The organism is Streptomyces sp. NPDC044719, assembly GCF_056433405.1.
The window spans coordinates 523,139-543,980 of record NZ_JBWKHE010000003.1 but is presented as its reverse complement, the minus strand read 5'-3'; the positions used below and the strand labels follow the sequence as shown (position 1 = coordinate 543,980).

Genomic DNA, 20,842 nt, shown 5'->3' with positions numbered 1-20,842 from the left:
CACAGCGTCACCCCCCGATTGAGAGGACCGCGCTGTGCGTTCACGTACTCCCATACGTCCACGTCTGATTCCGGCCGGGTCGCTGGTCCTGGCCCTCGCCGCGGCCGGATCCGTGCTGGCCGGGCCGGCCGGATCCGCCTCCGCCGCCGAGACCGCCGGCCGTGCCGATCTGCGCGTCGACGTGAACCGCGACGGGCGGGTCGATGTCACCGGCGGCAGCGACAAGAGCGGCGAGGACGCCTGGTCGGTCGGGCGCGGGGCCGTCTACCTGCCCAACATCGACGACGACACCAAGCGGTGTCCCGCCACCGGACCGGGCGGCAGACCCCTGCCCGACGCCAAGCTGGCCGCGTGCAACGACGGCAGCGACACGAAGGTCAACAGCGGCGCGGACGCCGCCGACCTCGCCCGGGTCCGTTCCGTGCCCCTGCCCGGTCTCCCCGCGAACGCCGAGGGCAGCCTGAAGGTGACCACGGGCGGCAAGCACGCGCACCTCTTCCTCAAGCGCGCCGGGAAGTGGGTCCTGGTGACGCCGGCGACCCGGCTGACCGCCGCCGAGCTGCGGGCCGGCGTGGAGTTCGGCATCGAGGCCACCGACATCGTCCGGGACACGGCGAAGTGGGACGGCCGTGCGGTGGTCCGGCTGACGGTGAAGTCCGGGCAGCAGACCACCTCCGACGCCGTGACCCTGCGCGTCGCGCCGTTGCTGACCCAGCATCACCTGCAGAACACCCAGCAGGTGATGGTGACCGAGGTCCAGGGTGAGGGCGAGTACAGCCGCCTCCAGCAGAAGTTCGTCACCGAACTCGGGAAGGAGGTCAAGAAGGCCGGGGTCACCACGCCGCTGGTCAAGTTCACGAAGTACGCCGACCCCTGGGCGCAGGACTTCGTCGAACCGGCCTACGTCAACATGACCGGGCCGGGCGGGCAGCCGCAGGTGATGCGCGTGATGCTGCGCTCCGCCCAGCCGGACCGGGACGCGGGCCGCGAGCTGTTCGAGAAGGTCCGCGGCCGGGACATCGGCGTCGTGCAGGTGACCGACCCGGCGGAGCCGGACGACTGGTCGCTCAACTCCTTCGGGAACCTGGAGACCATCCCGCCCTACGCGCACAACGGGCGCTCCTTCCCGGCCGGGCGCATCATCATGGGCGAGCGCAAGGACAGCGGGGCACGCCCGTCCAAGGTGATGCGGACGATGCTCACGTCGCAGGGCATGCAGGACCCGCTGCTGCTGGACACCTCCTGGCTGGGCGTCGGGCACGTCGACGAGTTCGTGCAGTTCCTGCCCGCCGACACCCCGCGCGGCTGGCGCGTCGGCGTCGCCGACCCGGAGGCGGGGCTGCGGCTGCTGCGCGACGCCAAGCGTGACGGCCACGGCAAGACGAAGATGTTCTCCGTCCCGGGCCGCAGCGACAGCCCCGCGCCCAAGGAGACCATCGACCAGGCGCTCGCCTCCCGGCACCTGGTGTCCGACAACGAGATGGCGGCCCGGCGCATCGCGGCCAACCTGGAGACCCTCAAGCGCGAGACGGGTGTCACCGACGCCGAGATCGTGCGGGTTCCCGCGCTGTACACCCGTGAGTCGGAGGCCTTCAGCGCCGAGGGCCAGGACGTTCCCGTGCCGCGTCTGACGCGCATGGGCGCCGCGTCCGGCCTCGTGGACAGCCTCAGGGACCGCGGCCAGCAGAAGTGGCTCGCCGAGAACCCGGCGGCCCCGCGTGCGGCGGCTCCGGCGACGGTGGAGACCAGCGCGTACGTGCCCGGCGCGGTCAACGGCGTGCTCCTGGGCCGCGACCGCTACCTCGCCCCGCGCCAGTGGGGGCCCGTCATCGCCGGCAAGGACATCTTCACGGAGGCCGTCAACGCCGCCTACACGCGGGTCGGCATGAAGGTGTCGTACATCGACGACTGGTACACGTACCACCTCGGCATGGGCGAGGTGCACTGCGGCACCAACACCCTGCGCGACGCCTCCGCCGCGTGGTGGCGGCAGCCCTCGCGGTAGCGGGCACGAACGCCCGGGCCTGAGCACCCTCGCGGCGCTCAGGCCCGGGATCCGGCGGCGAAGTGACGGGCCGCGGGGCCCGTGCGGTAGCTGTCAGGGCAGCTTCTTGAGCAGCTCGGTGGCGAGCGGGGCGGAGGACGCCGGGTTCTGGCCGGTGACGACGTTGCGGTCGACCCGGACGTGCGGCGCCCAGGGCTCCCCGGTCTCGACCGTCAGACCGGCCTCGTTCAGCCGGTCCTCCAGCAGCCACTTCGCCTTGTCCGCGCTGCCGGCCAGCCGCTCCTCGGCGTTGGTGAAGGCGGTGATCCGGTAGCCGGCGTAGGCGTTGGTGCCGTCCTCCCGCACCGCGGCCAGCAGCGCGGCCGGGCCGTGGCAGACCACGCCCACCGGCAGCCCGGAGTCCACCGCGCGGGCGAGGAGGCGGCCGGAGTCGGTGTCGACGGCGAGGTCCTCCATCGGGCCGTGGCCGCCGGGGACGTACACCGCGTCGAAGTCCTCGAGGCGTACGCCGGCCAGGGCCAGCGGGGTGCGGAACTCCGGGGCGCCCTCCACCACGGCCTTGATCTTCGCGGCGTTCTCCTCGCCGCCGGCCGCCTGCGGGGCCAGGCTGCCCTGGTCGACCGGCGGGACGACGCCGCCCGGGGTGGCCACGGTGATCTCGTGGCCCGCGGCCTTGAACGCCTCGTAGGGAGCGACCGCCTCTTCGGCCCAGAAGCCGGTCGGGTGCTTGCTGCCGTCGGCCAGCGTCCAGTGATCGGCGCCGGTCATCAGGAAAAGGATCTTCGCCATGGGTGACTCCTGGGGTTCTGAGCGGTCTGGATCTGGGAGTTCTGGCCGCGTCGCCGCTGCGTCGCCAGAGCCAGCAGGCAGCTACCCCACCACGCCGACCTGAACCTGTCGCCCGTCGACCAGGGCCGTCAGGAGTCGTACGGTCCGTCGCCGGGGCCTTGCCCGGGGGCGAGGCGGCGGTAGGCGGCGCGGGCGTGGACGAGACGGGCCAGGGCCGTGCCCAGCAGGGCGGCCGCGAGCAGACAGGCCAGCCATGTGGTGTCGCGGTGCCCGGCCCAGGTGAGGGTGCCGGCGGGCGGGATGACGAAGCCGTTGAGGAACAGCCAGCAGAGCAGGGCCGTACCGGGGGCGGCCGTGAAGCGTGCGCCCAGGCCGAGCACGGCGGCCAGCAGGGACAGCGCGGGCAGGGCCAGTTCCGGACGGTCGGGCCCCACCACGGTGTTGAGGCACGCCACCAGCGCCAAAGCGCCCGCGAAGGCCCCGGCCCAGACCAGCGGGGTCGCCACCGGCCGGGGGACGGGTCTGGCTCCGGTGCCCAGGGGCATCCACTTGATCATGCTGCCGCTTCCGCTCTGCCGACCCGTTCCGAAGTGCTCGTCAGGGTGCCATCAACGCCGCGTCGGAGAAACAGCGAATCCGGACAGCCGGTCAAGGGGAAGAGGCGTTGAGCGCCCGGCCCGAGGTTCAGCACGGCCGGCGCAGTCCCGCGACGAGGAGGCCGACCAGCCGGCGTGCGTCGTAACGGGGATCGCTGTCCGCGCCGATGCAGAGGTTTCCCACGCCGCGCATGAGTTCGTACGCCTCGATGTCGGAGCGGAGCTCGCCCGCCTCGGCCGCGGCGGCCAGCAAGTCGGCGCAGACCGGCACGAGCCGGTCGATGAAGTAGGCGTGCAGCGCGTCGAAACCGGCGTCGTCGGAGTGCAGGGCGGCGGCGAGGCCGTGCTTGGTCACAAGGAAGTCGACGAAGAGGTCGATCCACTGCCGCAGTGCGGCGTGCGGGGTCGCGGCGCTCGCCAGCAGGGCCGGGCCGGCCTCGGCGCAGGCGTCGACCTGGTGCCGGTAGACGGCGATGACGAGGTCCGCCCGGTTGGGGAAGTGGCGGTAGATCGTGCCCACCCCGACCCCGGCCCTGGCGGCGATGTCACGCACCGGTGCTTCCACGCCCGAGGTGACGAAGACCGCGGCGGCGGCGTCGAGCAGGGCCGCCTTGTTGCGCCGGGCGTCCTTCCGCCGGGACGGAGCCGCGCGCCCTTCGTCCTCGCCACTGCCGTTCACCGCGTCACTCTCCTCGGGACTCACCCTTGCAGAAACGGAACAGTGTTCCGTATCCTCGTAAGCGGAACGTCGTTCCGCTTTCCGTATGATGCCAGAGGAGACACGGTCATGCAGTACCGCACCCTGGGCCGCACCGGCGTACAGGTCAGCTCCCTCGCGCTCGGCGCGATGAACTTCGGACAGATCGGACGCACCACCCAGGACGAGGCCACCGCCCTCGTCGACGCCGCCCTGGAGGCGGGGATCAACCTCATCGACACGGCCGACATGTACGGCCGCGGCGAGTCCGAGGAGATGGTCGGCAAGGCCATCGCGGGGCGCCGCGAGGACATCGTGCTGGCCACGAAGGCGAGCATGCCGATGAGCGACGAGCGCAACCACCAGGGTGCCTCGCGCCGCTGGCTGGTCACCGCGCTGGAGAGCAGCCTGCGCCGACTCGGGGTCGACCACGTCGACCTGTTCCAGATCCACCGCTGGGACCCGCGCACCGGCGACGAGGAGACCCTGTCGGCGCTGACCGACCTGCAACGCGCGGGGAAGATCCGGTACTTCGGTTCCTCGACCTTCCCCGCGTACCGCATCGTGCAGGCACAGTGGGCCGCCCGCGAGCATCGCCTGAGCCGCTACGTCACCGAACAGCCCGACTACTCGATCCTCCAGCGCGGGATCGAGACCCATGTCCTGCCCGTCACGCAGGAGTACGGGCTCGGCGTGCTGGTGTGGAGCCCGCTCGCCTCGGGCTGGCTGACGGGCGCCGTCCGCGAGGGCCGGGACATCACCACTAACCGCTCGGCGTTCATGCCGGAGCGCTTCGACACCTCCCTGCCCGCCAACCGGGCCAGGCTCGACGCCGTCGAGCGGCTCGCCGAACTCGCCGACCAGGCCGGCCTGACCCTGATCCAGCTGGCGCTCGGCTTCGTGACCGCGCACCCCGGCGTGACCAGCGCGCTCATCGGCCCCCGCACACCGGACCATCTCACCGCGCAGCTCGCCGCCGCCGGCACCGTGCTCACCGCCGACGTGCTCGACGCGATCGACGCGATCGTCCCGCCCGGCACCGACCTGGCCCCGCACGAGAAGCACGACACCCCGCCCGCGCTGCTCGACCCGTCACTGCGGCGCCGCTGACCGGGCGGGGACGCCTCAGGCGTCCTCGATGGTGATGAAGGGGTCCCACTGGAAGTACCCCTTCAACTGGCGGTGGCGGTCCAGGATCTGGAAGGAGAAGTGGTAGGTGACCTTGCCGGCCCGCTTGACGGTCGTCCGCCAGTAGTGGTCCTGGTACCGCTGGGTGTCGAACTCCGGCCGGCCCTCGCTGCCCTCCTTCGGCAGGGGGTATATGCCGTCGATCACCTCGATCTCCGGTGTGCGGATGAGCTCGTGCCGGCTGTCGCTGCTGACGTAGCGGTACAGCAGGGCCTTGTAGTCGCTGCCCAGCGAGACGGTCGTCTCGCGCCACTTGACGGTGTCGCCGGGCTCCGCGCGCAGGTTCAGCTCGGCGCCCGACGTGCCGACGATGTGGTCGTGGCGGGTCGTCATGTAGATCAGGCTCTCGTCGACGTACGTCGGCGCGTCGGGGTTCCTGGACGCGTGGGGGTTCTGCTCGACGATCGTGGCCGCGTCGAACGCGATCAGGACATTGAGATCAGCCATTTTCCTTCTCCTTCGGAACCTTGTAGGCCATCGCTCGCGGGTAGTCGTGGCGGTGCAGGCGGACACGGACCAGGAGGGGACCCGCGTTGACCGGGTCGGCCGGGTCGGTGAGCCGGTCCAGGAGGTCGTCCAGCTCAGCGGTGTGCGTGACGCTGACGCCGTCGGCCGGGGTCTTCCCGTGGGCGAAGACGGCCGGGAGACGGTCGTAGTGCCAGGGGTGCAGGACGTTGTAGAAGTCCGGGTCGACGGCGTCCCGGTCCGCGTAGAACTCCGGGTGCACCAGCATCTGTTCGATGCCGTAGAAGTGGCCGTTGTCCATGACGAACACCACCGGGCGCAGTCCGAGCCTGGTGTGGGTGGAGAGCTCCTGGCAGGTCTCCTGGAAGGCGCCGTCGCCGACGAAGACCATCGGGCGGGCGTTCTCCCGCTCGGGGGCGAGCGCGGCGCCGGTGGCCGCGCCGACCGACCAACCGATGGACAGCCAGCTGACCTGGGACAGGAACCCGCCCGCGGGCAGGGACAGGTTCATCGAGCCGATGAGGGAGAACGCGGCGTCCGAGACGACCGTCCAGTCCTCGCCGGTGTCGTGGTTCAGGAAGTGGTTGATCCGGTCGAAGACGCCGTCGTAGGTGAGGTGCTTTCCGTTCGGCCGGCGGGATCGCGCGGCGCCGGCGCGGAGGGAGGAGCGGTGCTGTTGGAGGGCCGCGGGGCGGTCGCCCGGCGAGCCGTGGTGGTCGTAGGACTCGGCGTAGTAGTCGGCGGCCAGGCCCCCGGTTCCGTAGGCCTTCACCAGCGCGTCCTGGAGGGCGGGCAGCAGGTGGCGGAGCTGGACGTCGGGGAAGTAGGAGGTGCCGACGCTGACGCCGCCGAGCGCGGCCATCACCCAGTCGCCGCCGACGGACTGCTCGCCGCCGAGGTTCTTCGACGTGGACCAGGCACCGAGCCCGATCCGGCAGGTCGCCCAGTCCTTGAAGACGCGGTGCACGTCCGGGTGGCTGGCCGGGCCGTTGTAGACGCCGTGGAACTGCGGCAGGTCCTCGTCGACGACGGCCTTGGCGCCGACGGTGGTGCAGAACGGCACGCCGGTGGCCTCCACCAGGCCGGTGAGCTGCTCGCCGAGGCGGAACCGGTCGATCTCCTCACCGGCCCACACGATCGGGCGGGGCCTGCCGTCCGGGCCAGGGTGCTCCTCGACCAGGGTGAGGACGGCCTGCACGGCGTGGTCCAGCATCGTCTGGTTGCGTTCGCTGAACGGCCGCTCGCGGGGCACGAGCGGCACCTCGGGTTCGGGGCAGGGCTCGTCCCAGAGGTCCTCCATGATCTCCAGGTAGACCGGGCGGCGCTCGGACAGGCAGGCGGTGAGCGCGGCGTCGATCTGGCCGGGGGCCAGGCCCGGGTGGGAGACGACCTGTGCGTCCACGGTGACCTGCCGGTAGACGTCCAGGTTGCTCTCCGCGCGGGGGCTCATGTGCGAGGTGAGCAGCCCGACGGCACGGTAGTTCTGCCACTGCTCGTACGGCGGGGAGGCGTTGACGGCGACCAGCGGGACCTGTTCGACGTAGGCGCCGCCGCAGGCGCCCAGCAGGTTGAACGCGCCCACGCTGTAGGTGACGGCGACCGCTCCCACGCCGTGGATACGGGCGTAGGCGTCGGCGGCCTGGCCCGCGCCGCCCTCGGTGGGGGTGCCGACCCACTCGATGTCGTCCTCCTCCCGCAGGGTGGTCAGGAACGGGCCGAGGTGGTTGCCGGGGACGCCGAACAGGTGGGTGATGCCCAACTCGGCCAGCCGCAGGGCGAGGTAGCGGGCGACCGTGCACTCCCGGACGATCGCGGTCATGCCCCCTCCCCAGGGACGGTGACCGGCGGGGCCTGGTGGACGGCGAGCGCGGCCCGCACGGCGCTCTCCAGGGCGCCCTCGATCCAGGCGTGCTTGAGGGAGGTGTGCTCCCCGGCGAAGTGCACCGGGCCCTCGGGCCGGGAGACGTCCAGGTGGAAGCTGGTCATCTGGTGCGCGGTGTAGATGGCGGCCTCGCCGAAGGCGTACGGGTCACGGGCCCAGCTCTTGGTGGCGCCCTGCCCGGTGAAGAACACCTCGATACGGCGCCCGTGCAGGGCCTGGAGGTTGCGCAGGGCGTAGACGTAGCGCTCGGCGCTCCTCATGGAGTCCCAGCGGGCGGCGTCGTCGGACCAGCAGTACGAGGCGAGGACGACGCCGCCGGTGCTGCCCTCGACCCGGTGTGAGGGGTAGTACATGAACCGGTTGGGATTGTCGGCGGCGGAGCCCCCGCCGAAGCAGTGGGTGGCGGGGCGGACGGCGGGGCCGCGCAGCGGCAGGCTGCTGTTCAGCTCCCGCATCTCCTCGGTGACGCTGCTGTCCTTGACGGCGGCGCCGAGCAGCCCGGCGAAGGCAAGGCTGGGCCCGGAGTCCGTGCTGACGACCGTGAGAGCGGTGTCCGCGTCACCGCCCTGCCGGTAGTGCTCGTACAGCCCCGGCGAGATGCGGTCCAGTTCCTCGCGCCAGTCGTCCTCGGTGAACTCCCACCACCGGTGGCTGAACTCCAGCAGCACCTTGGTGGCCTGGTCGTAGTGGGTCTCGATGATCGCGCGGCGCTTCTTGTACGACATCGAGGGGACGATCTCCACGAAGCGCAGGGCGGAGAACGGGATCGTGACGATCGCCAGGTCCGCCGTCCACAGGCGGGGCGGGGCCTGTGGATCGTTCTCGGCGACGGTCTGCACGGCCACGCCCCAGCCGTCGGGTCCGACGGCGCCGGTGCCCTCGGGGTCGGTGTCGCGGCCGGGGTCGTGGTACTCGAGGCGGATCATGCGGTGGCCGAGGCGCACCTCGTCGCGCAGGCCCTGGTGGAGGGCGTGCGGCAGACGCCAGCTGCCGCCGGGTATCTCCCAGTAGCGGACGCCGGGGTTGATGTCGCTACGGCTCAGGAAGCTGTGGAAGAAGGACAGATGCAGCCGCGACGACATGTTCTCCAGCGTTCCGACGGCCTCGATCGCCTCGTCGCTGAGCCCGGCGTGGTCGCGCAGGAAGCCGCCCATCGAGTAGCCGTCGAAGTCACGGATCACCCGGGCCCAGCCCTCGACCCACTCCTCGAACGGCTTGTTGACGCGCCGGCCGTCGACGACGTCGGAGTAGTAGTCGCGCACGCATTCCAGCGCGTCGTCGACCATTTTCACGACGGGGGAACGGACTTCGTCGCCTGTGAGGTGGAATCCCTCGTTGACGCGCTCCGGCCCGGCGGCGTAGTCGGAGCGCCGCACCTGGACGCGGTTGACGCGGATCCAGGAGTTGCCGCGTTTGTCGGGCTCGCGGAAGTCGGGGCTGTCGTCGCCGTAGGACCAGGTCCGGCCGGTGAAGGAGGAGTACGTCACCGGGGGCACGGGGACGTCGGGGCCGCTGCCCGTGCCGGGGGCCACGTCCACGTTGTAGAACTGGCGGCGGCCGAGCCCGAGTTTGTCGACCAGGGCGAGGACGAGCGGGTGGAAGTCGGGCAGCCGCATGGCACCGGCCTCGGCGTACTGGGCCGGATCGTCGAAGGGCTGGTGGTGCTTGGTGGCCCGGAACGTCTTGACGCGCCCGCCGACCCGGCTGGCGTTGGCCTCCAGGACGGTGACCTCGTGGCCGGCGTCCTTGAGTAATCGCGCGGCGACCAGGCCGGTGATTCCGGCGCCGATGACGAGGATCTTCTTGCGCGGGTGCGGGGTGGGGCCGAGGCGGCCCGTGTCTATCAGGGTGTGCAGATAGTCGAGTTTGAGGTCCTTGCCGTCCGGCCCGACGAGCAGAAGTTCACGGGCGAGCCTGAGACAGGTCTGCCAGCGCGCACGGGTGGCGGAGCTGTCCCGAGAAGTGTCGGTCATAGCCAGCGATCGTAGATATGGCGAAACGATTTCGTGGTTTTACCGGCGGATAAAGTCCTGAAAACATCGATCACCCCCATTGACGGGATTTCACCTTGCTCGAATTCCTTTTCGACGGACGGGAGATTCCCCAGAGGCGGAAGGGAATTGGGCTCGAAATCCCATGAATAATTCACTTGCGGAATGCGTACCACCACCGACGGCCGCCCGCCGCGTTGTTCAGGGCGGTGGACCGGGTGGCCGAACAATCCGTGGCAGGGCTGAACTGTGCCTACGGATACGGGTCGTGGCAGGGAGAGGGGTCGTCGGATGGGCAACAGAGGGAGCGTCGCGGCCGTGGTCGCCGGGGTGGTGCTGGCCGTCGGGGGGTGCGGGGGCGGCGACTCGGACGGGCTGACCGGGCCGACCGGGTCGGCCGGTTCGGCCGGTTCGGCCGGTTCGGTCGGTCCGGCCGGGAGGAAATCGGCCTCGGACACGCCGGTTCCGCCGCCTTCAGAGGAATTGGTGAAGTGGGCCGGCGGTGTCTGCGAGTCGACGGTCGCCCTCAAGGATTTGCGGGCGGAGAGCGCCGCCGATCTGAAGGAGATCCGGGGCGCGGACGAGAGGGATCTCGTCGCCCGGGCCACCGCCGTCGGCTACCTGTTCAGCACACCGTCGGCGGTGGACAGTGTGCAGAGCAGCCTGAAGGACCTCGACCCGTCGGGCGTTCCCGCGGCCGACCGGATGCTCGACGCCCTGCGGAAGAAGGTGAACGGTGTCGCGGCGAAGCTCGAGGGGGTGTCACCGGCGGTGGCTCTCGAGGACGCCGCGGACGAGGCCGCGGACGTCGACAAGCTCGTCCAGTCCCTCACCCCGCCGAAGCCTGACCTGCCCGAGCTCACCGAGAAGGACCCCCGGCTCGCGGCCGCGTACCGGAAGGCCGGCCAGTGCGCCCCGGGCTGGAAGCCCGGCGAGGCGACCGGCGATGCGGACGCGCCGGCGCCCGAACCCACCGGCCCGTTGCCCAAGGCGGCGGACGGCAAGAACTACGCCGCGTGCTCGGACGGCGGGTGCGAGGTCCTGGTGACCTACACGGCGGAGATCACGGCGAACGGGACGACGGTCCATGTCACCGTGGCGGACGAGCACGTCACCCTGCAGACGGACGGCACGGTGATGCAGCTCGGCGGCACGGGCGGCGAGGCCGGGTTCGGCGACGCGCTGAAGGCGACGGTCGTCGCGCACAACGAGGACGGTGCCGTGCTGAAGTTCAGCACCCCCTGAGCCTCAACGCCCCTCGCACACCTCCCGGTACCCGAGTCGCGGCAGGCGTTCCTCCCAGTCGGCCCGGGTGAGGACTCCGGCCGTGCGGGCGCAGGCGTAGTCCGCCGCGCGGGCCGGGTCCAGGGTCCAGACGCGGGCCGTCAGGTCGTAGCCCGCGGAGGCGAGGGCGTCGCCCCCGGGGCTGAAGGCGACGGTGGTGACGGTGTCGAGGTGGCCGGTGAGTTCCTGGCCGGCGGGCTCGGCACGGGCCGGGTCGGCCACGTCCCACAGCCGGACCGCGTGGTCGCCGCCGCCGGTGGCCAGGGTCTTGCCGTCCGGGGCGAACGCCAGGGCCCTGACCTCCCCGCGGTGACCGGTCAGCGGCTCTCCCCACGGGCGTACCCGGCCGCCCTTCCCGACGTCCCACAGCCGCACGGTCCGGTCGTCGCTGCCCGTCGCCAGCGTCGTCCCGTCCGGGGCGAACGCCACCGCGTTGACCGCCTCGTCGTGTCCGCGCAGGGCGGCGCCCGCGGGGCGGGCCGGTGTTCCGCCGCCCACGTGCCACAGCCGGGTCGTGGAGTCCTCGGAGGCGGTGGCCAGGAGACGGCCGCCGCGTGCGAAGGCCACGGAGGTGACGGTGTCCCGGTGGCCGCGCAGCGGCTCACCGAGCGGCCGGACCCGGTCCGGTCGCCGGACGTCCCACAGCCGCACCGTGTCGTCCTCGCCGCCCGTGGCCACCGTGCGGCCGTCCGGCGCGAAGGCCACGGCGGAGGTGCCGCCGTCGTGTGCGGGCAGGGGCGCTCCCAGGGGCGCGGGGCGGTCGGGCCTGGAGACGTCCCACAGGCGCAGGGTGCCGTCCGCGCTGCCGCTGACCACCGTACGGCCGTCCGGGGCGAACGCCAGGGCGGCCACCTGGTCCTCGTGGGCGAGCGGCCGGGGCAGCCGGCGCGGGCGGTCCGGTCTGCGGACGTCCCACAGGCGGATCAGCCCGTCGTCGGTGCTCGCGGCGGCGAAGAGACGGCGGTCGGGGCTGAAGGCGAGGGCCGTCACCGGGTTGGTGAAGTCGGTGAGGACGCCCGGCGGCCGGTGCCAGAGCAGGACGCTCCCGTCGGCGCCGGTGCTGGCCAGGGTACGGCCGTCGCGGCTGAAGGCCACCTCCCACACGGCCTCGGTGTGGCCGGTCAGCGGCTCCCCCAGCTGCTGCGGATAGGCGGGGTTGGCCACGTTCCACAGGATGGGCGCGTCGTCCTCGCCCGCGCTCGCCAGCATCTCGCCGTCGGGGCTGAACGCGACCGACATGACGGGCGCGGTGTGCGCGGTGAGCGGTTCGCCCAGCGGTTCGGGGCGGCCCGGGCGGGAGGTGTCCCACAGGCGTACGGTCTCGTCGAAGCCGGCGGTGGCCAGCGTCCGGCCGTCGGGTGAGAAGGACAGGGTCCAGACGGGCGCGGTGTGGGCGCGCAGGGGCTTGCCCAGTGGTGCGGGGCCGTCGTCCTCGCCGTAGCGCCACATCCGTACGGTGCCGTCGTAGCCGGCCGTGGCCAGCGTGCGGCCCTGCGGCGCGAACGCGACCGCGCGGACACTGCCGTCGTCCGACGCGTCGGCCTCGGCGGGCTCCCCGAGCGGTGTGGGGCCGGCCGGGCCGGTCAGGTTCCACAGCCGTGCGGTTCCGTCGTCGCCCGCGGTGGCCAGTGTCCGGCCGTCGGGGGCGAACGCGGTGGAGACGACGTTCTCCTCGTCGTGGCTCACCAGTGGGCGGCCGAGGGCGCGGGGCCGCTTCCGGTCGCTCACGTCCCACAGCCGGATGGCACCGCCTTCCCCGGTGGCCGCCAGCAGGTTCCCGCCGGCCGGTGCGAAGGCGACCGCACTGACCCGGGCCGTGCCGAGGCGCAGGGGTTCGCTCAGCGCCTTCTGGGTGGTGGCGTCCCACAGCCGGACCGTGCCGTCATGACCGCCGCTCGCGAGGACGCGGCCGTCGGGCGCGTACGCCACGGAACTGCCGACCCCGTCGTGCCCGCCGGGCAGCCGGGTGGGCAGCACCCGGCCCGCGTCGGAGGCCAGCCGGGTCCTGAGGTCCGGGGTGGAGCGCATGCGGTACGCGGCCACATCGAGCCGGGCCGCCAGCCCGGCGTGGGTCTCGCGGACCCGGTCGGCCTCGGCGGTGAGCCGGCCGAAGACGGCTTCGTCCCGTTCGGCCTGCGCGGTGGCGCGGGCCTGGAGGGCGAGGACGGCGGTGCCGGTGGCGAGCAGGGCGAGCGCGGCGAGTACGGCCACGACGGTGCGGCGCAGCAGCACGGCACGGTGCCGCCGCCGGAGGGAGGTGGTGAGGAACCGCCGCTCCAGGGAGGTCAGTTCCTCGGCACCGGTCTCGTGCGGGAAGGCGTCGCGGGCGGCGCTCAGCCGGGAGCCGGCGTAGAGCGCGGCGTTCTCCTGCCCGAGTCTCTGCCAGGTGCGGGCGGCTTCGGAGAGGGCGCGGTGGACGCGCAGCCGGTCGCGCTCGGCGTCGATCCAGCCGCGCAGCCGGGGCCAGGCGGTGATCAGGGCCTCGTGGGCGAGGTCGACGGTGCCGTCGTCGAAGGTGACGAGACGGGCCCGGGCCAGCCGCTCCAGGACCACCCGGGTGTCGGCGGGGCTGCCGAAGTCGAGCTCCGCGCGGTCGGTGGGGCGCCGTGTGTCGGGTGTCCCGTCGCCGGGGGCGACCAGCCGGAGCAGAACGCGGCGAGCCAGCTCGGCCTGCGCCGCGGTGAGTTCGCCGTACACCTCCTCGGCCGTCCGTACGACGGCGCCGTGCAGTGCGCCGGCCGCCTCGTACGCGGTCTCGGTCAGGGCACGGCCGCTGCGGTGGCGCCAGGTCTCCAGCAGGGCGTGCGACATCAGCGGCAGCCCGCCCGGGGCGTCCTCGACCTCGTCCAGGAGGCGGTCGGTCAGGGCGCGTTCGACGATCAGGCCGGCCGTGGCGGCCGGGCGGACGATGGCGTCCCGCAGTTCCGCCCGGCTCATCGGCCCGGCGAGCAGCGTGGCGTCCTGCAACGCGGCGGTGAGCCCGGGGTGTTCGGCGCAGCGGCCGAGGAAGTCGGCCCGGACCGCGATGACGACGCGCAGCCGGCTGTCGGCGTCGGTGGCGGCGACGAGGCGGTCGATGAAGGCGTCCCGGACGGCCGGGTCGGCGCCGAGGGTGTACAGCTCCTCGAACTGGTCGACGATCAGCCAGGTGTCGGCTTCGGTGCCGGGGACCGCTTCCAGCCGGCCGGCGTGCGTGTGCAGCGGGTCCGCGCCGGGGGTGAGGATCCGTACGGCCGCGGGCGGCACGTCGTCGGAGGCCGCCCGCAGCCGGGGGATGAGACCGGCGCGCAGCAGGGAGGACTTGCCGCTGCCGGAAGGGCCGAAGACGGCGGTGAAGCGGTGCTTGCGGTTCAGCTCGGCGAGCCGCTCCACGAGCTGGTCGCGGCCGAAGAACAGTTCGGCGTCGCCCGGTTCGAACCGGGTCAGGCCCCGGTAGGGCGGTCGGGCGGTCTCGTCGGCGGCGGCCTCGGCGGCCAGTTCGTCCGACGCCTCGCGCCAGCGCCGCTCCCACTCGGCCAGGTCGCCGCCGCAGGCCTTCACATAGGCGAGCGTCACCGCCCGGGTGGGCAGCTGTCTGCCCGCCGCCGCCTGCGACAGGGTGGTCACTCCGTACCGCGCCCGCCGGGCCATCTCCCGGTACGTGGGCCTGCCCGCGGACTCCCGCAGCGCGCGCAGCCCGGCGGCGAACCGCGGCACCGGCCCGGCCCCCGGATCCAGCTCGCCCTCGGCCCTGCCCGGTCCCGCTTGTCCCGGCACGTCCCCGCCCCCTCCCCCTCGTACGCCCTCCCCCCGACCTTCGGCCGAATCGGCGGGCGGGACACCGGCGTTCACTCATTCCTCACGCTTCCTCCAGGCCACTGGGCTCCGCGTGCGCCCCCGGGTTGTTCGGTGCGGGGAGGGGGCCTGCTGAACAACCCCGTACGGCGGTCGACTTCCGGTGGGCCACGGCGCGGTCCGAGCCCGGCGAGGGGAGGGCTCGGGCCCGCCGCGCATCCAGGAGAGGGAGAGTCATGTACGGAAGACATCGGCATCTCGCCGTGGGGCTCGGGGCGGCGGTCCTCGCGCTGACACTCACGGCACCCGCCCCGGCGGGAACCGCGGCGGAGCGGTACGGCTGGGGAGACCCGCTCCCCGCGTGGTCGGACGAGTTCGGCTACGGCAGCGAGGCCGGCCCGGCCGTGCCCGACCGCGCCAGGTGGCGCCTGGCGGGCGGCGGCCCCGGCGCCTGCTGGCCCGGCCACGCCGGCAACGGCCGCCGCTGCGACGCCAACGCCCGGGTCGTCGGCGGCATCCTGCGCATGACCGGTGAGACGGGCGGCGACACCGGCTGGCTCGCCTCGCGGTACGGGCAGCGGTACGGCCGGTGGGAGGCCCGAGTGCGCTCCCGGGCCACCGCCCCCGACAACGGCCGGACCTACCACCCGCTGCTGATCCTGTGGCCGGACTCCGGCGAGCACCCCGAGGACGGCGAGTACGACTTCCTGGAGAACGGCGCCCCCGGCGAGGACTGCGCGGAGGCGTTCCTGCACTACCCGCACCCCGAGGACGTGCCCGTCCAGCAGGAGCACGCGCGCCGGTGCGGTGTGGACCTGTCGCAGTGGCACAACGTCGCCGTCGAGTGGACCCCGGACCATCTGCGCGGCTTCCTCGACGGCGAGGAGTGGTTCCGCTTCTCCGGCGGCGCGAACGAGGACCGCGACTGCATCCAGTGCGCCCCGTCGATGCACCAGACCATCCAGCTCGACAACTTCCACGGTGACGGCCTGCAGAGCGCGGTCTACGAGGTGGACTGGGCGCGGGTCTACGCCCTGCCCGACGACGAAGGTGTGAGGTGAGGGCGATGCGGGACTCCACGACGACACGTATGCCGAAATCCCTGGTCTGGATCCTCGTCCTGGTCTGCGTGCACGCGATCGGAAGCTTCTTCGGCGGCTGGGCGATCATCGACGAGAACCAGAGCAGGCTGGACCACGGGCAGGACCCCCTGATGCCGATGGCGATGGCCTGGTTGCTGGCGCTGTTCTGCTGCGGACTGGCGGCGCTCCACATCACCTGTGTCGCGCTGGCGCGCGGGCGGCACTTCTGGGTGCGGGTCGCGCTCATCGTCTGCCTGTCCCTCGCGGCCCTGGGGATGGTCTTCGCCTTCCTCGGTTCGCTGACCGCCGGAGCACCGAGCCTCCCGGCGTTCCTGTTCGCCTGCATGGACGTCGCGGCCCTGTGGACGGTGAGCGGCGAGACGGGCCGCCGCTACTTCTCCGTACGCTCCGCGACGCCGGGGGTGACCACACCATGACCCACCCGGCGTACGAACCTCCGCGGGCGCAGGCCCCCGCCGACCCACTCGCGGTGGCCCTCGGCAACGCCACGCTGCTCGGCGCCGGCTATCTGCTGCTGCGCCGACGGCGGTTGACGGTGATCGCCGTGATCGGCACGGTCGTGCTCGTCGACCTCACCGCGAAGACCGCCGAGACCTGGTGCGAGGTCCTGCTGCTCCTGTGGTGGGCGGCCGGCATCGCCCACGGCTGGTTCCTGGCCCGCCGCGGCCCGGAACGGGCGGTACGGCGGGGACAGCGCGCGGGAACACTCACCCTCGCCCTCGCGGTCGTCCTGACCGCCGCCCTGCTCCGTATCGACGCGTACGGCATCGAGAACCGTGTGACCGAGGCCCGCGAGGGCGGCGACTGCGCGGCGGCCGTGGCCGCGCAGGGCGAGGTGGGGTGGGGCCACCGCCTGGCGGGCGCGCCGGTGGTGGAACCCGGCGACGCCGTGGTGGAGGCGTGCCGCCGGCTCGACGGGGCGGCGGCCGCCCTGGCCCGCGCCGCGCGCGGGGGCAACACCGAGGACCTGGGGCGGGGCTTCGGCACGCTCGCCGGTGTCCTCAACGAGCCCGGCAACGAGCAGACGGTCAGATCGGTCCTGGACACCTTCCTCGACGGCCTGCCCACCGACGACTCCTGCGACACCGCCGCCCTCACCGCCTGGCTCCGCGACCGCGGCCCCAGCCACGACGTCCTGGACCGTTCCGCCGGCACGGCGGCCCGCACGGAACCCGCCGCCCTGGTGGGGTGCGGCGACCACCTGATGACCGAGGACGCCTGGCGGCAGGCGCGCACGCACTACCAGCGGCTCCTCGACACCTACCCGGACGACACCCGCACGGGCGAGGCCCGCGACGGCGTGCGCGAGGCCACGCTCGCCATCGAACTGAACCAGGTGCGCGGCCTGGTCGAGGACGCGTACAACGCCCGGTCCGGCTACTGCGCCGAGCCGGCGAAATACGGCGGAGCCCCGCCGTACCGCAAGGGCTCCGGCCGCGCCCTGTTCCTCGGCGACACCGAGTACACCGACGACCTCCCCGCCTCCTGGCGCACCGGCGACCCCGCCAAGGCCGCCCTCGTGGTCTGCGCCGACGAGGCGGAGAACGGGGCCGCCGTCCAGACCTGCCCCTACGAGAACAAGAAGTCCGCGTACCTCCCCCACCAAGTCACCTTCTACAAGGTCAAGGTCCCCCTGAAGATCTACGAACTCCGCACCGGCAAGCGCCTCGACCCCCGCTCGGTCCAGATCGGCGGCGGAAGCTGCCCGAGCGTCCTGCGCTACACGTCCTACGGCACCTACGACCTGGGGCCGGGCGACCAGTTCGTCTCCACATCCAAGTCGGGCGTACGCAACGCCTTCGGCCCGGCCCTCGGCCGCTGACCGCACCTCTGGCCTCCCGGCCCGTCACGCCCGCCGCATCCGCCGCAGCGCGGCCCGGGCCGGGAGGACGGTGGCCGCGGTGGCGAGCAGCAGGCAGCCGGCGATCACACCGGCGACCCAGGGCCAGGCCACCGACAACTCGACGGGCAGGCCCAGTTCCTCGCGCAGCCCGTGGGCCGTGCCGAACAGGGCGGGGGCGGCCACCACCAGTCCCAGAGCGGCGCCCAGGGCGACGACGCAGCACGTCTCCGCCGCGAGCGTCAGCAGCACCTGGCGCGGTGTCGCACCGGACAGGCGCAGCACACGGAAGTCCCTTGTCCGTCCGGCGGTCGCCGCCAGCAGGGTGGAGGCCACGGAGATCATGGTGTAGCCCGCCGTGATGGTGACGAGGATCAGGGTGAAGTGCCACACCAGCCGGTCCTCCTCGGCGTCGTCCGAGGCCGCGTACGCCGCCACCGACACCTCCTCGGCGCCGAGTCCGGCGGGGACATCGGCCGGGGTGGGACCGGTGCGATAGGCGACGTCCGCCAGCGCCGACGGGTCGTGGGCGCGTACCGGTTCGCGCGGCAGGAAGACCTGGTACGGCATCGAGTCGTCCACCACGGCGGTCACCCGCGGGCGCCCGACACGGCCGTCCTCGAAGGTGAGTACGGCGGTACGGCCCTCCCGCCAGCCGTGCGCGGCGGCCACCGCGGCGGTGACGACGACGGTGTTCCCGCGGGGCGCCCGCATCCCGTACGCCTCCTCGATGCCGGGCGTCACCCCGGCCGCCGACAGGGCCGCCCCGCCCTCGCCGCCGTAGACCGTCGTCGACAGCGGCGCCGGGCCCTCGACCCGGGTGACCGCGGCGTCCGACAGCCCCGGCGTCCCCCGGGGCACGACCGCCGCCTCCGCCCGCACGGCCGCGGCCTGCCGCGTGGTGCCGGCGCTCTGGGTGGTCTGCACGGCGCTGGTGATCAGCACGGCGAAGGCGACGGTCGCCAGCACCGGGGCGATCGTGGCGGACGTGCGGCGCACAGCGGTGATCATGTTCTCGCGCACGAGCACGGCGGTCGCACCGGGGCGCCGGGCGAGCGGCCGGGTCAGCGCCCCGGTCAGGGGCCGGGCCAACGCCGGCAGGAGGAGGGTCAGTCCGGCCGTCAAACCCATGGCCGCGCCCAAGGCCAGCAGCACCATGGCGTCGGCCCCCGCGAAGGCCGTACCCACCGAGCAGACCGCGCCCACGCCCGTCACCGCGAGCCCCGTGCCCCACCGGCGGCGGGTCATCGGCCGGCTGTCCAGGGCCGCCTCCCGCATCGCCTCCAGCGGCTTCACCCGGGACGCCCGTCGCGAGGCGGCACCCGCGCCGGCGAGTGCCACCGTCACACCCAGGGCCCAGGCGGCGGCCGGCACCCACCAGCGGATGCCCACCTCGAACCCCGCCGGCTGGAAGCCCGCGTCGATCAGCAACCCGGTCATCGCGGGCGCGAGCCCCACTCCCGCGACCGCCCCCGCCCCGGCGCCGACGACGCCCACCGCCAAGGCCTCCCCGTACACCAGCCGCCGCACCTGACGCGGTGTGGCGCCGATCGTCCGCAGCAGTCCGAACTCGCGGCGCCGCTGGGCGACGGCGAACGCGAACGTCGAAGCCACGTTGAAGACGGTGACGAAGGCGGAGAGCAGCGCCATGGCGGTGAGCACCTGGCCACCGATCCAGCGGGTCATCTCGTCCTGTCGCGGCGCGAGCGCGTCCCGCGCGGCACCGGTCAGAACTGTGCCGTCGCCGTCGGTGACGCGCCGCGCGGCCTGCGCGACCCGGGTGGTGCCGGTGCCGGGTTCGAGGACCAGGCCGATGGCCCGTACCCCGCCCGCCAGTTCGGCGGCCAGCCGGTCGGTGACGTAGTAGCCGGGGCCGTCCATCGTCCCGGACACCGAGAAGCGCTGGGGCCCGCGTGCCGTCAGCACGGTGACGCGCTCGCCCGGCCGGTGCCCGAGGGACGCGTCCACGACGATCTCGCCTCTCGTCGCCGGCGGCCTGCCCGCGCTCAGGCCGTAGGCGGCGAGCGCCGCGCTCGACCAGGGGTGGCCCTGCCGCTCTCCCTCGCGCTGCTCACTGCCCGGAACCTGGGCGTAGAACGACCGGTCGGCCACCGCGGCGGCCACTCCCGGCAGTGCGGCCAGCTTCCGTCGCAGTTCCTCGGCGCGCTCCGGTGCCCACGGCGGGTTCTCCGTGAACACCCCGCCGGTCCGCTCCCCCGCCGGGCTCTGCACGAGCACCGGCGCCCCCGCGAGCCGCCGCGGCACACCCGTACCGTCCGACAGCAGGACCAGCGCGCTCATCGTGACGACCGCGACGCCCAGCGCCACGGCCACGAAGGACCCCAGGAACGAGGTCCACCGTTCCCTCGCCGTCGCCAGGCTGATCACGGCCGCACCTCCAGGGCGGCCGTCCGCGCCGCGATGGCCTCGGCGCCCTCGGCACCCGGCAGTTCGTCCGCGAGCCGGCCGTCGGCCAGCAGCAGCACCCGGTCCGCGTACGCCGCCGCGGCCGGGTCGTGCGTCACCATCACGACCGTCTGCCCACGGCTGTCCACCAGGTCGCGCAGCAGCCGCAGCACGACCCTCGAGGCAGCGCTGTCCAGCGCGCCGGTCGGCTCGTCGGCGAAGAGGACGGCGGGCCGCGCGATCATCGCCCGCGCGATCGCGACACGCTGCTGCTGGCCGCCGGAGAGTTCACTCGGCCGATGTGCGTGACGGTCCGCGAGCCCGACGGCGGCCAGGGCCGCGCGCACCTCGTCCGGCGCCGGGCGTGACCCCGCCAGTCTTAGGGGCAGTTCCACATTCTGCGCGGCGGTCAGTGCCGACACCAGGTTGAACGCCTGGAAGACGAACCCGACCCGTTCCCGGCGCAGCACCGTCAGCGCGTCCTCGTCCAGCCCGCCCAGTTCCGTACCGTCGATCAGCACCTCCCCCGCGCTCGGCCGGTCGATGCCCGCCGCGCAGTGCAGCAAGGTGGACTTGCCGGAACCTGAGGGGCCCATGACGGCCGTCATCGTCCCGGCCGCGAAGTCGAGGGTCACGTCGTCGAGAGCGGTGACGGCGCGATCGCCGGAGCCGTAGTGCTTCGTCACCGACCGGAGCCGGACGGGCAGCACGGCCGCCGAAGTGCCGTGCCGGGTACTTGAGTTGGTCGTGGTCATGCCTTCAAGGCAACGGCAGGGGCACGGCCCGGCACATTGCCGCCCGGGCGAGAGCCGAAACTCCACC

At 73.2% G+C, this 20,842-nt stretch carries 15 protein-coding genes; 6 read left to right on the top strand and 9 right to left on the bottom strand.

The genetic code is table 11. The annotated features are described in order from the left end of the window. The first annotated feature begins 34 nt into the window (after positions 1 to 34). On the top strand, positions 35 to 2,005 hold the full coding sequence (locus AC07DF_RS13955; RefSeq protein ID WP_478970298.1) for a protein-arginine deiminase domain-containing protein: 1,971 nt from the start codon (positions 35 to 37) through the stop codon (positions 2,003 to 2,005). Positions 2,006 to 2,098: 93 nt separating this feature from the next. On the opposite strand, the gene AC07DF_RS13950 is transcribed toward AC07DF_RS13955, so the two are convergent. From AC07DF_RS13950 to AC07DF_RS13940, 3 genes are all read right to left on the bottom strand, one after another. After that, positions 2,099 to 2,794, bottom strand: coding sequence for a type 1 glutamine amidotransferase domain-containing protein (locus AC07DF_RS13950; protein ID WP_478970296.1), 696 nt, complete (start codon positions 2,792 to 2,794; stop codon positions 2,099 to 2,101). A 128-nt stretch (positions 2,795 to 2,922) separates the two neighbouring features. After that, on the bottom strand, positions 2,923 to 3,351 hold the full coding sequence (locus tag AC07DF_RS13945; protein ID WP_478970294.1) for a hypothetical protein: 429 nt from the start codon (positions 3,349 to 3,351) through the stop codon (positions 2,923 to 2,925). 127 nt (positions 3,352 to 3,478) lie between these two features. Beyond that, positions 3,479 to 4,069, bottom strand: coding sequence for a TetR/AcrR family transcriptional regulator (locus AC07DF_RS13940; RefSeq protein WP_478970293.1), 591 nt, complete (start codon positions 4,067 to 4,069; stop codon positions 3,479 to 3,481). 108 nt (positions 4,070 to 4,177) lie between these two features. Between AC07DF_RS13940 and AC07DF_RS13935 the strand changes: the two genes are divergently transcribed. Continuing rightward, positions 4,178 to 5,197: an aldo/keto reductase gene (locus AC07DF_RS13935; protein ID WP_478970291.1), complete on the top strand. Its 1,020-nt coding sequence runs from the start codon at positions 4,178 to 4,180 to the stop codon at positions 5,195 to 5,197. A gap of 15 nt (positions 5,198 to 5,212) precedes the next feature. Here AC07DF_RS13935 and AC07DF_RS13930 read toward each other — a convergent pair whose 3' ends face one another. The 3 genes from AC07DF_RS13930 to AC07DF_RS13920 are packed head-to-tail and all read right to left on the bottom strand — an operon-like array spanning position 5,213 to position 9,595. Further along, entirely contained in the window at positions 5,213 to 5,722 is a 510-nt protein-coding gene (locus AC07DF_RS13930) for an inclusion body family protein (protein WP_478970289.1), read from the bottom strand. Continuing rightward, positions 5,715 to 7,559: a thiamine pyrophosphate-binding protein gene (locus AC07DF_RS13925; protein WP_478970287.1), complete on the bottom strand. Its 1,845-nt coding sequence runs from the start codon at positions 7,557 to 7,559 to the stop codon at positions 5,715 to 5,717. Before AC07DF_RS13925 ends, AC07DF_RS13930 begins: the two co-directional genes overlap by 8 nt. Next, the gene (locus AC07DF_RS13920; RefSeq protein WP_478970285.1) at positions 7,556 to 9,595 is read right to left on the bottom strand and encodes a flavin monoamine oxidase family protein; all 2,040 of its coding nucleotides are present in this window, start codon (positions 9,593 to 9,595) and stop codon (positions 7,556 to 7,558) included. The genes AC07DF_RS13925 and AC07DF_RS13920 overlap by 4 nt, the downstream gene beginning before the upstream one ends. 309 nt (positions 9,596 to 9,904) lie before the next feature. Here AC07DF_RS13920 and AC07DF_RS13915 point away from each other — a divergent pair, with 309 nt between their 5' ends. Beyond that, complete coding sequence (locus AC07DF_RS13915; protein ID WP_478970283.1) at positions 9,905 to 10,858, top strand: hypothetical protein; 954 nt, start codon at positions 9,905 to 9,907, stop codon at positions 10,856 to 10,858. A 3-nt stretch (positions 10,859 to 10,861) separates the two neighbouring features. Here AC07DF_RS13915 and AC07DF_RS13910 read toward each other — a convergent pair whose 3' ends face one another. After that, positions 10,862 to 14,653: an nSTAND1 domain-containing NTPase gene (locus tag AC07DF_RS13910; protein ID WP_478970281.1), complete on the bottom strand. Its 3,792-nt coding sequence runs from the start codon at positions 14,651 to 14,653 to the stop codon at positions 10,862 to 10,864. Between the two features lie 254 nt (positions 14,654 to 14,907). On the opposite strand from AC07DF_RS13910, the gene AC07DF_RS13905 reads away from it, so the two are divergent. Genes AC07DF_RS13905 through AC07DF_RS13895 form a run of 3 tightly spaced genes read left to right on the top strand, consistent with a single transcriptional unit; the run spans position 14,908 to position 17,596 of the window. Continuing rightward, positions 14,908 to 15,732, top strand: coding sequence for a glycoside hydrolase family 16 protein (locus tag AC07DF_RS13905; protein ID WP_478970279.1), 825 nt, complete (start codon positions 14,908 to 14,910; stop codon positions 15,730 to 15,732). A gap of 5 nt (positions 15,733 to 15,737) precedes the next feature. Continuing rightward, the gene (locus tag AC07DF_RS13900) at positions 15,738 to 16,190 is read left to right on the top strand and encodes a hypothetical protein (protein WP_478970277.1); all 453 of its coding nucleotides are present in this window, start codon (positions 15,738 to 15,740) and stop codon (positions 16,188 to 16,190) included. Further along, on the top strand, positions 16,187 to 17,596 hold the full coding sequence (locus AC07DF_RS13895; RefSeq protein ID WP_478970275.1) for a hypothetical protein: 1,410 nt from the start codon (positions 16,187 to 16,189) through the stop codon (positions 17,594 to 17,596). Before AC07DF_RS13900 ends, AC07DF_RS13895 begins: the two co-directional genes overlap by 4 nt. Before the next feature lie 24 nt (positions 17,597 to 17,620). Here AC07DF_RS13895 and AC07DF_RS13890 read toward each other — a convergent pair whose 3' ends face one another. Continuing rightward, positions 17,621 to 20,002 carry an FtsX-like permease family protein gene (locus AC07DF_RS13890; RefSeq protein WP_478970273.1) on the bottom strand — a complete coding sequence of 794 codons (2,382 nt, stop codon included), beginning with the start codon at positions 20,000 to 20,002 and terminating at the stop codon, positions 17,621 to 17,623. Continuing rightward, a complete protein-coding gene (locus tag AC07DF_RS13885; protein ID WP_478970271.1) occupies positions 19,999 to 20,775 on the bottom strand; it encodes an ABC transporter ATP-binding protein in 777 nt (258 codons plus the stop codon). Before AC07DF_RS13885 ends, AC07DF_RS13890 begins: the two co-directional genes overlap by 4 nt. Positions 20,776 to 20,842 lie beyond the last annotated feature (67 nt).

Bases quoted from the DNA above. Each gene is read 5' to 3' on its own strand.
- AC07DF_RS13920 (WP_478970285.1), bottom strand. From the start codon at position 9,595: ATGACCGACACTTCTCGGGACAGCTCCGCCACCCGTGCGCGCTGGCAG.
- AC07DF_RS13945 (WP_478970294.1), bottom strand. From the start codon at position 3,351: ATGATCAAGTGGATGCCCCTGGGCACCGGAGCCAGACCCGTCCCCCGG.
- AC07DF_RS13900 (WP_478970277.1), top strand. From the start codon at position 15,738: ATGCGGGACTCCACGACGACACGTATGCCGAAATCCCTGGTCTGGATC.
- AC07DF_RS13895 (WP_478970275.1), top strand. From the start codon at position 16,187: ATGACCCACCCGGCGTACGAACCTCCGCGGGCGCAGGCCCCCGCCGAC.
- AC07DF_RS13930 (WP_478970289.1), bottom strand. From the start codon at position 5,722: ATGGCTGATCTCAATGTCCTGATCGCGTTCGACGCGGCCACGATCGTC.
- AC07DF_RS13925 (WP_478970287.1), bottom strand. From the start codon at position 7,559: ATGACCGCGATCGTCCGGGAGTGCACGGTCGCCCGCTACCTCGCCCTG.
- AC07DF_RS13905 (WP_478970279.1), top strand. From the start codon at position 14,908: ATGTACGGAAGACATCGGCATCTCGCCGTGGGGCTCGGGGCGGCGGTC.
- AC07DF_RS13885 (WP_478970271.1), bottom strand. From the start codon at position 20,775: ATGACCACGACCAACTCAAGTACCCGGCACGGCACTTCGGCGGCCGTG.
- AC07DF_RS13915 (WP_478970283.1), top strand. From the start codon at position 9,905: ATGGGCAACAGAGGGAGCGTCGCGGCCGTGGTCGCCGGGGTGGTGCTG.
- AC07DF_RS13935 (WP_478970291.1), top strand. From the start codon at position 4,178: ATGCAGTACCGCACCCTGGGCCGCACCGGCGTACAGGTCAGCTCCCTC.
- AC07DF_RS13950 (WP_478970296.1), bottom strand. From the start codon at position 2,794: ATGGCGAAGATCCTTTTCCTGATGACCGGCGCCGATCACTGGACGCTG.